Origin of the sequence: Geobacillus sp. 46C-IIa, from assembly GCF_014679505.1 — a bacterium.
Lineage (GTDB): Bacteria > Bacillota > Bacilli > Bacillales > Anoxybacillaceae > Geobacillus.
The window spans coordinates 2,963,645-2,975,999 of the sequence record NZ_CP061474.1 but is presented as its reverse complement, the minus strand read 5'-3'; the positions used below and the strand labels follow the sequence as shown (position 1 = coordinate 2,975,999).

The 12,355-nt window shown below is 53.7% G+C and carries 12 protein-coding genes and 2 pseudogenes; 13 read left to right on the top strand and 1 reads right to left on the bottom strand.

What is annotated here, in order from left to right:
* Positions 1–68: 68 nt before the first annotated feature.
* The 10 genes and pseudogenes from pdaA to IC803_RS14945 all read left to right on the top strand — a co-directional run bounded on the left by pdaA (position 69) and on the right by IC803_RS14945 (position 8,697).
* On the top strand, positions 69–860 hold the full coding sequence (pdaA, locus tag IC803_RS14990; RefSeq protein WP_081209844.1) for a delta-lactam-biosynthetic de-N-acetylase: 792 nt from the start codon (positions 69–71) through the stop codon (positions 858–860).
* 239 nt (positions 861–1,099) lie between these two features.
* Positions 1,100–1,594 (top strand): annotated as a pseudogene (locus IC803_RS14985) (DNA-3-methyladenine glycosylase 2 family protein); the annotation flags it as partial.
* Between the two features lie 96 nt (positions 1,595–1,690).
* Positions 1,691–2,746, top strand: a complete 1,056-nt coding sequence (locus tag IC803_RS14980; RefSeq protein WP_190304222.1) for an RNA-guided endonuclease TnpB family protein — start codon at positions 1,691–1,693, stop codon at positions 2,744–2,746.
* Positions 2,747–2,907: 161 nt separating this feature from the next.
* Positions 2,908–3,300, top strand: a pseudogene (locus IC803_RS14975) (DNA-3-methyladenine glycosylase); the annotation flags it as partial.
* Positions 3,297–4,700 (top strand): 23S rRNA (uracil(1939)-C(5))-methyltransferase RlmD, encoded by a 1,404-nt coding sequence (rlmD, locus tag IC803_RS14970; protein ID WP_081210874.1) that lies wholly within the window; start codon positions 3,297–3,299, stop codon positions 4,698–4,700. The pseudogene IC803_RS14975 and the gene rlmD, both read left to right, overlap by 4 nt.
* Positions 4,701–5,125: 425 nt before the next feature.
* Entirely contained in the window at positions 5,126–5,482 is a 357-nt protein-coding gene (locus IC803_RS14965) for a lmo0954 family membrane protein (RefSeq protein WP_081210872.1), read from the top strand.
* Positions 5,483–5,509: 27 nt separating this feature from the next.
* Positions 5,510–6,136, top strand: coding sequence for a PspA/IM30 family protein (locus tag IC803_RS14960; protein WP_081210870.1), 627 nt, complete (start codon positions 5,510–5,512; stop codon positions 6,134–6,136).
* 173 nt (positions 6,137–6,309) lie between these two features.
* Entirely contained in the window at positions 6,310–7,041 is a 732-nt protein-coding gene (liaF, locus tag IC803_RS14955) for a cell wall-active antibiotics response protein LiaF (RefSeq protein WP_081210868.1), read from the top strand.
* The gene (locus IC803_RS14950; RefSeq protein WP_081210866.1) at positions 7,038–8,072 is read left to right on the top strand and encodes a sensor histidine kinase; all 1,035 of its coding nucleotides are present in this window, start codon (positions 7,038–7,040) and stop codon (positions 8,070–8,072) included. The genes liaF and IC803_RS14950 overlap by 4 nt, the downstream gene beginning before the upstream one ends.
* Entirely contained in the window at positions 8,065–8,697 is a 633-nt protein-coding gene (locus tag IC803_RS14945) for a response regulator transcription factor (RefSeq protein WP_081210864.1), read from the top strand. The genes IC803_RS14950 and IC803_RS14945 overlap by 8 nt, the downstream gene beginning before the upstream one ends.
* Before the next feature lie 144 nt (positions 8,698–8,841).
* On the opposite strand, the gene IC803_RS14940 is transcribed toward IC803_RS14945, so the two are convergent.
* Positions 8,842–9,243 (bottom strand): DUF1640 domain-containing protein, encoded by a 402-nt coding sequence (locus IC803_RS14940; protein ID WP_081210862.1) that lies wholly within the window; start codon positions 9,241–9,243, stop codon positions 8,842–8,844.
* A 174-nt stretch (positions 9,244–9,417) separates the two neighbouring features.
* Here IC803_RS14940 and IC803_RS14935 point away from each other — a divergent pair, with 174 nt between their 5' ends.
* From IC803_RS14935 to IC803_RS14925, 3 genes are all read left to right on the top strand, one after another.
* Entirely contained in the window at positions 9,418–10,881 is a 1,464-nt protein-coding gene (locus IC803_RS14935; protein WP_081210860.1) for a protein adenylyltransferase SelO, read from the top strand.
* 5 nt (positions 10,882–10,886) lie between these two features.
* The gene (locus IC803_RS14930; RefSeq protein WP_223811987.1) at positions 10,887–11,246 is read left to right on the top strand and encodes a hypothetical protein; all 360 of its coding nucleotides are present in this window, start codon (positions 10,887–10,889) and stop codon (positions 11,244–11,246) included.
* Between the two features lie 111 nt (positions 11,247–11,357).
* Positions 11,358–12,146, top strand: coding sequence for a MerR family transcriptional regulator (locus IC803_RS14925; RefSeq protein ID WP_081210858.1), 789 nt, complete (start codon positions 11,358–11,360; stop codon positions 12,144–12,146).
* Positions 12,147–12,355: the final 209 nt, after the last annotated feature.

Genomic DNA, 12,355 nt, shown 5'->3' with positions numbered 1-12,355 from the left:
GTAAAGCGCGGAGGCGGGAAAACAATAAGAAACAAGGAAACGATCGCGGCCAAGGAGGCATTGTGCGCATGAAATGGCTTCTTTCTCTTTTGTTGCTGTTCACTTTAATTCCTGCCCCCGCTTTCGCGGCAAGCCATGCGCCGATCCATTGGGGATTCAAGCGGAGCGAAAACCATCAGCCCCCATCAGCGGGAAAAGAGCTTGACGAACTGCTCGCCAAATACGATGCCTTTTATTTAGGCGATACGAGCGAAAAAACGATTTATTTGACGTTTGACAACGGCTATGAAAACGGCTATACGGCGCAAATTTTAGACGTGTTAAAAGAAAAGAACGTGCCGGCTGCCTTTTTTGTCACCGGCCATTACTTGCAAACCGCCCCTGATTTGGTGAAACGAATGGCCGCCGAGGGGCACATCATCGGCAATCATTCATGGCACCACCCCGATTTGACGGCGGCAAGCGAAGAGCGGTTTCGTGAAGAGCTGGAAAAAGTAAAAGAAAAGACAGAGGAATTGACCGGGCAAAAAGGGATGGCATACCTTCGCCCGCCGCGCGGCATTTTCAGTGAACGGACGTTGTCGCTCGCCCGCGAGCTCGGCTATTACCACGTCTTTTGGTCGCTGGCGTTCGTCGACTGGCAGACCGACCGCCAGCGCGGCTGGTCATACGCGTACGACCAAATTATGAAGCAGATCCACCCTGGGGCGATTTTGCTTTTGCACTCGGTCTCGAAAGACAACGCCGACGCGCTGCCGAAGGTGATCGACGACTTGCGCAAACAAGGGTATACGTTTGCCAGCTTAGATGAGTTGATGGCGAAAAAGATGGGCCTCCATCCGTGGCTGTTTCGCCCGTAAGGCCTTCAGCGCGGCCTGTTTGCCCATGGAAGTGAGCGTTTCTCGGTGCAGAATGGTCAGCGCCGATGGCTTCTGTCCCCGTGTCCGTCATTGTTGTCGCGTTGCGGATGGTCAAAACAACAGGTTAGCCATTCCCCGCCTTGCCAACAGAAACGGATCGGCTGCTTGTCCGATTCGTTGGTTTGGCGGGGCGTTTTTCGTTATAATAAGGGCACGGACGAACGAGAAAGGTGAGAACGATGTGGAAGCAAACGATCACCGTGCCCGCACCGTACGATTTTGCGCATGCGTTGGCGCGATTGGCGCTCGATCCGCTGCTGGCGGTTGATCTAGAGCGGCAGCGCATCACCGTGCCGCTTCATCTCGATGACGTAAAGGTGCCCGTCGCGGTAGAAAGCATCGGTACGAAAGACGCCCCGCGCTTTATCGTGTCGGGGCTGCATCCCGAGCGGCAACAGGAGATCATCGAACGGATTTCTCATCTGTTTCAATGGCGGACGCCGCTCGCTTCGGTGCACGGACACTTTCAGGCGACCGAGCTGGCGCCGCTGTTTGCCCGTTATGAGGGGCTGCCGTTGGTGCTTGATTTTGATTTGTATTTTTGCCTCGTCAAATGTTTGATCCACCAACAGCTTCATCTCAAAGTGGGCTATCGGCTCACAGAGCGGTTTGTGAAAACGTTCGGCGAGGAGCGGGACGGCGTTTGGTTTTACAGATCCGCGAGCGAGAAAGCCCACTCCTTTAGGGGTGGGATGAAAGCGAGCCGTTTTCTGAATATTGAATGATTCTGAAAAAACGGTATCCTGTAATCACCACAAGGAGGTGAATCCATGCCCACGATCACACTAAGGCTGGAGCTGCACAACCCAACGAACGTCAAACAAGACATGTACGAACGGATGACAGAAGTGAATACAGCGTTTGCGAATTGGCTGTTGGATCATCCTAAGCTGAATCAAGCGACGAGCAAAATTTTTAAAGAGTTCTCGTCGCAGCGGTTTCCTTCTGCCGTCGTGAATCAGACGATTCGAGAAGTAAAGTCCCAAAAGAAAAAACAAAAGGCAAAGAAGTTTCGAACATTATGGTGTTGCTTTAACAATCAAAACGTGAAGGTGGAAAAGAAAGGAGCGTTCTACACGGTTTCCTTTCCCGCACTGGAGAAGCGAATCGGCGTGCCGGTCGTCACGCGCCCCTATCAAGAAGCATGGCTGAATCGGCTGATCAATGGAACCGCCAAACAAGGGGCCGCCAAGCTCTACAAAAAGAGAAAGAAATGGTATTTGGCGATCGCGATCACCTTTGAAGTGAAGCCGCGACACGAAACAAAGGTGATGGGGGTTGACCTTGGGCTTCGCTATATCGCCGTGGCCAGCGTGGGAACGAAATCGTTGTTTTTCAAGGGCAGCCAATGCGCCTTTGTACGCCGACGATATGCGGCTTTGCGGCGAACGTTGGGCAAAGCCAAGAAGCTCCATATGATTCGCAAAATCGGCCGTAAAGAGTCCCGTTGGATGAAGGATCGAAACCATAAAATCAGCCGTCAAATCGTCCGTTTTGCCCTCGCCAACGGTGTTGGCGTGATTCGGATGGAAGAGTTGACAGGGATTCGAAAGCGGGCAGCATCGGCCAAAGAAGCGGGACGAAGTCTTCATTCCTGGTCGTTTCATCAACTGCAAACGATGATTGCCTATAAAGCGGAGATGGCAGGGATTCGGGTCGAGTGGGTGAAGCCGACCTATACAAGCCAAACATGCCGATGTGGACATCGAGAGAAAGCGAACCGAAACGGCATCCGCTTCCGATGCCAAAAGTGCGGATACACTCTCCACGCTGACTTGAATGGCGCGATCAACATCGCCAAAGCGATTTCGGGCTTCGCCGCCTAACCTAGCGCACTGGTCACAGGTGCGCCGCCCATCGGGGTACATCCTAACCCGATGGGACGGGGTGATGGCACACCCCTGAACTTGGGCGTTGTCCGAACCAGAAATGGATGAGGACGTGAGCGACCCAAGAATCCCACGGCTTTAGCCGTGTGGAGTGTCAACCGCGCCCAGAAGAGATCGCCGCCCGCTCGTACGAGGATTTGCGCGCCGTGCAGCTAAGCGGACGGAAAGCGGAATATATCGTCGATGTGTCGCGCCTCATTGCCGAGGGGAAGCTGCGGCTTGAGGAACTCAGGCAGATGGAGGACGGCGAAGTAATGGAACGGCTGACGGTCATCCGCGGCATCGGGCCGTGGACCGTGCAAAATTTCCTCCTGTTCGGGCTCGGCCGCCCGAACGTCTTTCCGCCGGCGGATATTGGTTTGCAGCGGGCAGTCGAAAAATGGTTCGGTCTTCCGAAGCGGCCGACCGCCAGCGAGCTGGCGGAGCTCGGCGAACGATGGAAGCCGTATGCGAGCTACGCGGCTCTTTATTTGTGGAGAAGCATTGAATGAGAGGGACCGATATGGCAAATCGACAAATGAACATCAAAATCAAAAAAGGCGACCAATTCCCCCTGGCCATTCAGCGGATCGGCATTAACGGCGAAGGGGTCGGCTATTTCCAAAAACAAGTCGTCTTTGTCCCCGGCGCCTTGCCGGGTGAGGAAGTGATCGTCGAGGCGACGGACATCCATCCAACCTACGCTGAGGCGAAAATCAAGCGCATCCGCAAGCGCTCGCCAAACCGCATCAAGCCGCCATGCCCGCTCTATGACCAGTGCGGCGGCTGCCAGCTGCAGCACTTGGCGTACGAAGCGCAGCTTGAGGCGAAGCGCGACATTGTCATTCAGGCGCTGCGCCGCCACGCCCGCCGCCTCGATGTCGACAAACTTGACATCCGCCCGACGATCGGCATGGATGACCCGTGGCATTACCGAAACAAAAGCCAGTTTCAAGTTGGGACGAAAGAAGGGAAGGTGCTCGCCGGGCTGTACGGCCTCAACTCCCATCGGCTCATCGACTTGTCGGAATGCCGCGTCCAACACCCGCAAACGACGCGCGTGACGAACATCATCAAAACGATTTTGCAAGACTTGCGCATCCCGATTTACAACGAACGGACAAGAACCGGCGTCGTGCGGACGATCGTCGCCCGCGTCGGCTTTCATACGGGCGACATCCAGATCGTTCTTGTCACGGCGACGAAAAACATTCCACGCCAAGAGCTGCTGATTGACGAAATTCGCCGCCGTCTCCCCGAAGTGAAATCGATCGTGCAAAACATCAACGGCGAAAAAACATCGCTCATTTTCGGCGACGAGACGGAAGTGCTCGCCGGCGACGAATACATTCAAGAGACGCTCGGCGATTTGTCATTTGAGCTCTCCGCGCGCGCTTTTTTTCAGCTCAATCCGATCCAAACGGTGAAATTGTACGATGAAGTGAAAAAAGCGGCCGCTCTCACCGGAACAGAGAGGATCGTGGACGCCTATTGCGGCGTCGGCACGATCGGGTTGTGGCTTGCCCGCGACGCCAAAGAAGTGCGCGGCATGGATACGATTCCAGAAGCGATCGAAGACGCAAAGAAAAACGCCAAAAAACATGGGTTCACGAACGCGCATTATGTCATCGGCAAAGCGGAATATTGGCTGCCCAAATGGGTGAACGAAGGCTGGAAGCCGGACGTCATCATCGTCGACCCGCCCCGCATCGGCTGCGACCGGGCGCTGCTTGAAACGATTCTCCGCGTCCGCCCGCAGAAGGTCGTTTACGTCTCGTGCAACCCATCGAGCCTCGCCCGCGACCTCGACACTTTGGCCGTGGCGTATCACGTCGACTACATCCAACCGGTTGACATGTTTCCGCACACGGCGCATGTGGAAGCGGTGGCAAAAACCACGTTGAAAGGGTAGACACAAACTGGATCTTTTCTACGTACAATAAACGTTTGCCAATACCAAAGTAAAATTCCCTATAGCAAACCTTTTCGCAGGAGCGGTGAGTGAAGCTTGGCGGTGAAGCCAAGCAGCACAGCCGCTCTTTTTTGATAAAGGGATTGCTTTCAAACCGTTTCATTCAAGTAAAAAACGCATCCCTAGGTGAGTGGTGATTTTCATGCCCGGGTGGAGGGCAAAACGTTGCCCATGGATCTTTCTGTGAACATGCGCCGCCTTGATCCATCATTTTCGTGTCGGGGTGGGGCAAGGCTTGCTCATGAATGTTTTTACAACCTTACCAAACGAAAAATACGCCTCGAGTCGTAGTCAAAATATATCTTTGGAACATGAAGAGAAGCAGGTTGTCTGCGATATGATGAAAGACGAAAGGAGGCGAAAGGATGGCAAAAAAGATTGGACTGTTCGTTGCCGGCGGGGTGGCGTTGCTTGTGTTGCTGTTTCATCTCGGGCCGCTTGTCGGGCTGGCAATCACGCTGGCGGTGCTGTACTATGCGTTCAAGAAATGTTTGAAAGCCCCATCGACAGTTGGGAAAGTGGTGTGGGCGCTCATTGGCTGTGCGGCGTTGGTGGCCAGCGCCTCGAATGTGCCGGCGCTCATCGCGCTTGTCGCAGCATATGTGTTGTATGTCGTATATAAAAAATGGAACGGAGTGAAAGATGAGCGCGCCGTTCCAGAAGTAGGCGACCCGTTTGTCAACTTTGAAAAACAATGGGCGGAGCTGCAGAAGCATTATTAATAAAATTTATGGAAAAGGAGCGAATCGATGGTGAGTGTATTCTCTCGCTTGAAAACGATCATTGAAGCCGATCTTCATGAATGGCTTGACGAAAAAGAAAAGAAAAACCCCATTGCGCTGCTCAATCACTATTTGCGCCAATGTGAACAAGAAGTCGAGCGGGTGCGGCAGCTGCTTGAGCGCCAGTATGTGCTGAAAGAGCAGTTTGCCCGTGAACATCGCGAGGCAGAACAGATGGCGGAAAAACGAAGCAAGCAGGCGGAGGTGGCGGCGCAGGCCGGGGAAGTAGAGCTGGCCGAATTTGCCCGGCGCGAACAAGCGCACTATGCGGAACGGGCGGGCCGCCTGAAACAGCTGCTCGAGCAAGCGAGCCGCGAGCTGTTTGAGTTGGAAGCAAAATATGAGGACATGAAGCATAAGCTGAAAGACATGCAGATGCGGCGCATGGAGTTGATGGGAAGGGAAAACGCGGTGCGGGCGCACTACCGAATCCATCGGGTGATCAACGGGGATGCCGGCCCGGCGCTGGCGGCGTTCGCCGATGCGGAAGCCTACCTTGACCGCCTGGAGCAGCAAGTCCAGTCCGATGATTATCGGAGCACGATTGACGCCCGCATTGCCCAATTGGAAAAGCAGTTGCACGAAGGAAACTAACCGGATATGCTAGAAGGTGTCCCAACAAATAACGGGGCACCTTCTTTCATACCCGTGTATGCGAAACACGCTCAACAAAACGATATATTGTGCCTTGTTGAGAGGAAGAGGAAAACGAAAATGATCTTTTGAGACAATCTTTTTTCATTTTGAACAACAGGGGGGCTCCCCACATGCTCGATCAACGGAAGAAAACGGATTATGTCAGCTGGGCGGTTTTGATCGCGCTAGTGCTTTTTGCGATTGAAATTTCGTTTTTCCATCCCGGATGGTTGTTTTCCATCGGATTATCGGTCGCTTTGCTTTATATCGGAAAACAGTCATGGCCGCGCAAACGGGGGAAAGTGCTCTTTTGGCTCGGTGGCATTAGTCTCGTGTTTCATATGTTTACGATGGTGACGGCCCGGTTGATCATTGTTGCTGGCTTATTTTACGTTCTTTGGAAGTTCGTTCAATCCAAGCAGCAGCCGACCGTTATTCGGCCAGTCATCACCGAAGCGACTAGTGGAAAAGAGGAAATCATTGGCCGAGAGCCGCTGTTTCATAATGTGCTGTTTGGACGGCAAGCGACTCCCGAATATGTGTATGAATGGGATGATGTGAATATTCAAACCGGTATTGGCGATACGGTGATCGATGTCAGCAACACCGTCTTGCCGAAAGGGGAAGCGGTGATTATGGTGCGCGGGTTGATCGGTCATGTGCGCGTGCTTGTTCCGTACGAGGTGGAGACAAAAGTCGTCCATTCGTCCGTCGTTGGCGGTGCGACGGTGTTTGGGCATGCAACAGAACATTTGCTCAATCAAACGTTCCTTTATCAGACTCCTTCGTATCAAGCGGCCGAGCGGAAACTGAAAATTGTCACCTCGATGATGATCGGCCATCTTGAGGTGAAGCGGCTATGAGCCGGCCGTTGATCGTTTCCGTTTTATCAGCGCTGACCGTTTTTGGTTTGTTATTTGTTTCCTTTGTGTACGCGTTTCCGCTGGGGGCGTGGGCGGAGCTGTGGGAGAGAACGGTGATGGGGGTCCCGTTTTTGCTGTTTGTGACAGCCGGCTGTTTGCTGATTGGAATCGCGAGCGGGCTTCTGTTGGACTTCGTTTGGCGCAGGCAGTGCGAGGCTCTCAGGCAGGCTCTTGAACACATTGAACGCGGTGAAATCGGGGAGCTTTACCGGACCGAGCCGCCATCGGAACTGCAAGACGTTTGGCAACAAATCGAGAAACTGCAAGCGCAATGGCTCGAGCAAACGAAACGCGTGCAAAAATTGGCGGCGGAAAAGGCCGAACAGGAAGAACGGCTCGTTGAACGCATTCTTTCTGAAGAGCGCACGCGGCTGGCGCGGGAGCTGCACGATTCGGTCAGCCAACAATTGTTCGCCGCTTCGATGATGATGTCGGCCGTCATCGAAACGATGCCGCTGGATGATGAACGGCAACGCAAACAATTGGCCATGGTCGAACAAATGATTCATCAGTCGCAATTGGAAATGCGGGCGCTGCTTTTGCATTTGCGGCCGGTGCAGTTGAAAGGAAAATCGCTCCAAGAAGGGATGAACGAACTGCTCACGGAATTGGCGGGCAAAGTGCCGCTCGAGATGAAGTGGAAAATCGAAGATGTTCCGCTGGATAAAGGGGTGGAAGATCATCTGTTTCGCATTTTGCAGGAGTCGCTGTCTAACACGTTGCGCCATGCGAAAGCGAAATCGTTGGAAGTGCTGCTCATCGAACGGGACGGGTTTGCCATTTTGCGCGTCACGGACGATGGTGTTGGTTTTGATGTGGAACGTTCGAAAAGCGGCTCGTACGGGTTGCAGCACATGTATGAGCGGGCGGCGGAAATCGGCGGGATGTTGAAAATCGTGAGTTTAAAAGGTCAAGGAACGAGGTTGGAAGTGAAAGTGCCGCTTTTGCACAGGGGGGATGACCGTGATTAAGGTGCTGCTTGTCGATGATCATGAAATGGTGCGGCTTGGCGTGTCGGCGTATGTATCCGCTCAACCGGATATGGAGGTGATCGGTGAGGCGGAAGATGGGAAAAAAGGGGTGGAGCTCGCCCTCGAGTTGCGGCCGGATGTCATTTTAATGGATCTTGTGATGGAACCGATGGACGGCATTGCGGCGACACAGGAAATCATCCATGCATGGCCGGAGGCAAAAATCATTGTCGTGACGAGTTTTTTGGATGATGAAAAGGTGTTCGCTGCGCTTGAAGCAGGGGCGACGAGCTATTTGTTGAAAACATCGAAAGCGAGCGAAATTGCCGACGCCATTCGCGCTACGTTCCACGGGCAATCGGTGCTCGAGCCGGAAGTGGCGGGAAAAGTCATGCAAAACCGGCGAAGACAACGAGAGCGGCTGCCGCACGAACAGCTCACGAGCCGGGAGATGGAAGTGCTTTTGCTGATGGCGCAAGGGAAGACGAATCAAGAAATGGCCGATGAATTGTTCATTTCGCTCAAAACGGTGAAAGTGCATGTGAGCAACATCCTCGCCAAACTCGGCGTCCAAGACCGGACGCAAGCGGTGATTTATGCGTTTCGCCACGGGCTGGTGAAATGAGGAATGCATCATTTGGCCGCGATGGGAAAAAGATCGCCATGTTCAGACGAAAACCGCTCCATTTCATCAAAGGGAACAGGAGGATGAAACAGGAGCGGTTTTGTTCGTTGCGGTGGATCAAAAAGGCTAATCTTTCGAGAGGAGCTACGCTTGTTTGGCCAATTGGCGAAGCTTTCGGTCGTGATGGAGCACCTTCGTGGTCAACACTTCGACCGAGGTTTGCGTGTCTGCGAGTTCTTCTTCGAGGCGATCGCTTCGTTCGTTCAGTTGTCTGTTCATCTGTTGCATTTCCTCACGAAGGGAATCGATTTTGGCTTCAAGACGGGTTTCGACAGCATGGATTTCGCTGCGGAGTTGCTGCTCCATTTCGTGCATTTCGCCGCGGAGTCGTTGCTCCATTTCATGCATTTCACCGCGCAGTCGTTGTTCCATCGCTTGCATTTTATCGTGCAGTCGCTGTTCCATTTCCTGCATTTTCGAGCTGATTTTGTCGGAATGTTGTTCGAGCGCGAGGAGCACCGCTTGAATGATTGTGTTTTCTTCCATTCGTTTCACCTCCTCATGGCCATTATAGGCGAAACGGAACAGGAGCGAAAGAGAAAAGATGGCGGGTTTCGTCGAAAAGGGGTGGTTGAATTTTTGGGGGGAACCGCGTGTTTTCGATTTATTATGCCGCCGGTTTTGCCATACAATAAAACCATAGCTCGGCCAAAAAAGGAGATGATCAAATTGGATGCGGGTTGGACGTTTGACAACCGTTATGCAAGGCTGCCGGAACGCTTTTTCAGCCGCGTTTCCCCCACGCCGGTGCGCGCGCCGAAACTGGCGGTGTTCAATCGATCGCTTGCGGAAGAACTTGGGTTGAATGAGGAAGCATTGCGAAGCGAAGCAGGGGTGGCGGTGCTGGCGGGAAATCGGATCCCGGACGGGGCTGAGCCGCTGGCGCAGGCGTATGCCGGGCATCAGTTCGGTTATTTCACGATGCTTGGCGACGGACGGGCGGTGCTGCTCGGCGAGCATGTCACCCCAAGCGGCAAGCGGGTGGATATCCAGCTGAAAGGCTCGGGACGAACGCCGTATTCGCGCGGCGGCGACGGGCGGGCGGCGCTCGGGCCGATGCTGCGGGAGTACATCGTGAGCGAGGCGATGCACGCCCTTGGCATTCCGACGACCCGCAGCTTGGCGGTCGTGACAACAGGAGAGACGATTAGGCGGGAAACCGAACTGCCTGGGGCGGTGTTAACCCGCGTCGCCTCAAGTCATTTGCGTGTCGGGACGTTCCAATACGCGGCGCAATGGGGGACGAAAGAAGAGCTGCGCGCGTTGGCCGATTATGCGCTTGAGCGGCATTTTCCCGGGGGTGAGGAGACGGAGAACCGCTATTTGTTTTTGCTCGAACAAGTCATCGCACGGCAAGCGGCATTGATCGCCAAATGGCAGCTTGTCGGTTTCGTCCACGGGGTGATGAACACCGATAATATGACGATCAGCGGGGAAACGATCGATTACGGGCCATGCGCGTTTATGGACACGTATGATTTGAAGACGGTGTTCAGCTCCATCGATACGGAAGGGCGGTATGCGTACGGCAATCAGCCGTATATCGGAGGGTGGAACTTAGCCCGATTGGTGGAGAGCTTGTTGCCGTTGTTGAATGAGGATGAAAAAAAGGCGGTGGCGTTGGCGCAGGAAGCGCTCGATCAATATCCAACGTTGTACCATCGTTATTGGCTCGACGGGATGAGAGCGAAACTCGGTTTGGCTGAAGCGCAAGAGGGGGATGGCGGGCTTATCGCGGATTTATTGGGGCTGATGGAAGAGTACCGCGCTGATTATACGAACACGTTCCGGGCGTTGACGTTAGGCGAGTACACCGGAATGGCGCTCTTTGACGCTTCCGAGTTTCGCGAGTGGCACGAGCGCTGGCAAACGAGGCTCAGCCAAGAATCGGTCTCGCGGGAAGAAGCGTATGAACGGATGCGCCGCCATAATCCGGCCGTCATTCCGCGCAACCATCGGGTTGAAGAGGCGTTGGCTGCCGCGGTCGATGACGGCGACTACAGCGTGATGGAGCGCTTCCTCAAAGCGCTGGCTGACCCGTACGCGTATTCGCCGGAACAAGCGGAGTACGCGGAACTTCCGCCGCCGTCCGACCGGCCGTACCGGACGTTTTGCGGGACGTAATGGTGATGGCGTTTTTGTTTAGCGGCAACGGAGAAACGAATTACCTTTGGCATCGTCTAATTGGGATAGAGGTGGTGCGAGTGAAGCGAAATGTTCTTCTCTTTGCCGCGATGGGAATGTTGTTTGTATGTGCTGTCGTCTTTCCCTCGCAATGGGCTGAGACGGACAAAACAAAGGAACCATATGCGTCGTTTCGTCAGCATGTCATCATCCGCGATTCGGTTGATCAGCCGCTTTCGCCTCATGTGAAACAAGCGGGGGCGATGGAAACAACTAGCGAGCCGCAGCTGTTGCCTAACGTCGATTTGAACCATCCGATTGTGATCACGAAGATGCCGCATATCGAGAAAACGAAGAAAAATTGATGAAAGGCATCGCTTTCAACAAATGAAACAGTGGTTGTTCGATGAGGGCTGGGTGTGAGCCCTTTTTTCTTTTTTCCTCTTTACCTTTACGTTGCGTCAAGGTGTATCGTCATGAATAGGGAGGTGAGGGAAGTGGAGTACACAGTGCATGAGCTGGCGAAACTGGCGGGGGTGACAAGCCGGACGCTTCGGTATTACGATGAGATTGGTTTGCTGAAGCCGGCGCGATGGAGCGAAGCCGGGTATCGGCTATACGGGCCGCGCGAAGTCGATCTTTTGCAGCAAATCCTCTTTTACCGTGAACTTAGTGTGGATCTGGAAACGATCAAACAGATCGTTCATTCTCCATCCTTTGATGAACTGGAAGCGCTAAGGGAGCACCGCCAACAGCTGTTGGAAAAAAGGCGCCATCTGAATGCGTTGATTGCGAGCGTTGAAAAAACGATTGCCGCTAAAGAAGGGGGAATCACAATGAGCGACAAAGAAAAGTTTGCTGCGTTCAAGGAGCAGCTGATTGAAGAAAACGAACGGAAATATGGAGAAGAAATTCGCCGCAAGTATGGCGACGAACAGGTTGATCGTTCCAACGACAGACTGCGGAAGATGACGAAGGAACAGTTTGATGAGGCGGAACGGCTCAGTCAAGATGTGCTTGAGGCCTTGAAAGAAGCGATGCAAGATGGCGACCCGGCCGGAGAGACGGCGCAGCGGGCGGCGGATTTGCACCGTCAGTGGCTCGCCTTCTGGTGGGACCATTATTCGAAGGAAGCGCATGCCGGACTGGCGCGCCTGTATGTCGAGGACGAACGGTTTCAAGCGTACTATGACCAAGTGCATCCGGGAGCGGCTGAGTTTTTCAAAGAAGCGATTTTGATTTATACCGGGATGAAAGATCGGTAAGCAGCAGGCGGCCCGTCGTTTTTGGCGGTTCTGGATAAAGGCGTCGGGTTTGCGGTACAATCAAAATGGTGCATGGAGGTCGTTTTAGAACAAAGGCAAGGACTGAACATTGCTATGGGGGTTGTCACGCAAGATCCATTAGGCATGGCTGGGCAGCCTTGAGGTTGGATTCCATTGTGAAAGGTGTTTGTTAGGGGCAGGAGTCAAAG

Bases quoted from the DNA above. Each gene is read 5' to 3' on its own strand.
- pdaA (WP_081209844.1), top strand. From the start codon at position 69: ATGAAATGGCTTCTTTCTCTTTTGTTGCTGTTCACTTTAATTCCTGCC.
- IC803_RS14980 (WP_190304222.1), top strand. From the start codon at position 1,691: ATGCCCACGATCACACTAAGGCTGGAGCTGCACAACCCAACGAACGTC.
- rlmD (WP_081210874.1), top strand. From the start codon at position 3,297: ATGAGAGGGACCGATATGGCAAATCGACAAATGAACATCAAAATCAAA.
- IC803_RS14965 (WP_081210872.1), top strand. From the start codon at position 5,126: ATGGCAAAAAAGATTGGACTGTTCGTTGCCGGCGGGGTGGCGTTGCTT.
- IC803_RS14960 (WP_081210870.1), top strand. From the start codon at position 5,510: ATGGTGAGTGTATTCTCTCGCTTGAAAACGATCATTGAAGCCGATCTT.
- liaF (WP_081210868.1), top strand. From the start codon at position 6,310: ATGCTCGATCAACGGAAGAAAACGGATTATGTCAGCTGGGCGGTTTTG.
- IC803_RS14950 (WP_081210866.1), top strand. From the start codon at position 7,038: ATGAGCCGGCCGTTGATCGTTTCCGTTTTATCAGCGCTGACCGTTTTT.
- IC803_RS14940 (WP_081210862.1), bottom strand. From the start codon at position 9,243: ATGGAAGAAAACACAATCATTCAAGCGGTGCTCCTCGCGCTCGAACAA.
- IC803_RS14935 (WP_081210860.1), top strand. From the start codon at position 9,418: ATGATCAAATTGGATGCGGGTTGGACGTTTGACAACCGTTATGCAAGG.
- IC803_RS14930 (WP_223811987.1), top strand. From the start codon at position 10,887: ATGGCGTTTTTGTTTAGCGGCAACGGAGAAACGAATTACCTTTGGCAT.
- IC803_RS14925 (WP_081210858.1), top strand. From the start codon at position 11,358: ATGAATAGGGAGGTGAGGGAAGTGGAGTACACAGTGCATGAGCTGGCG.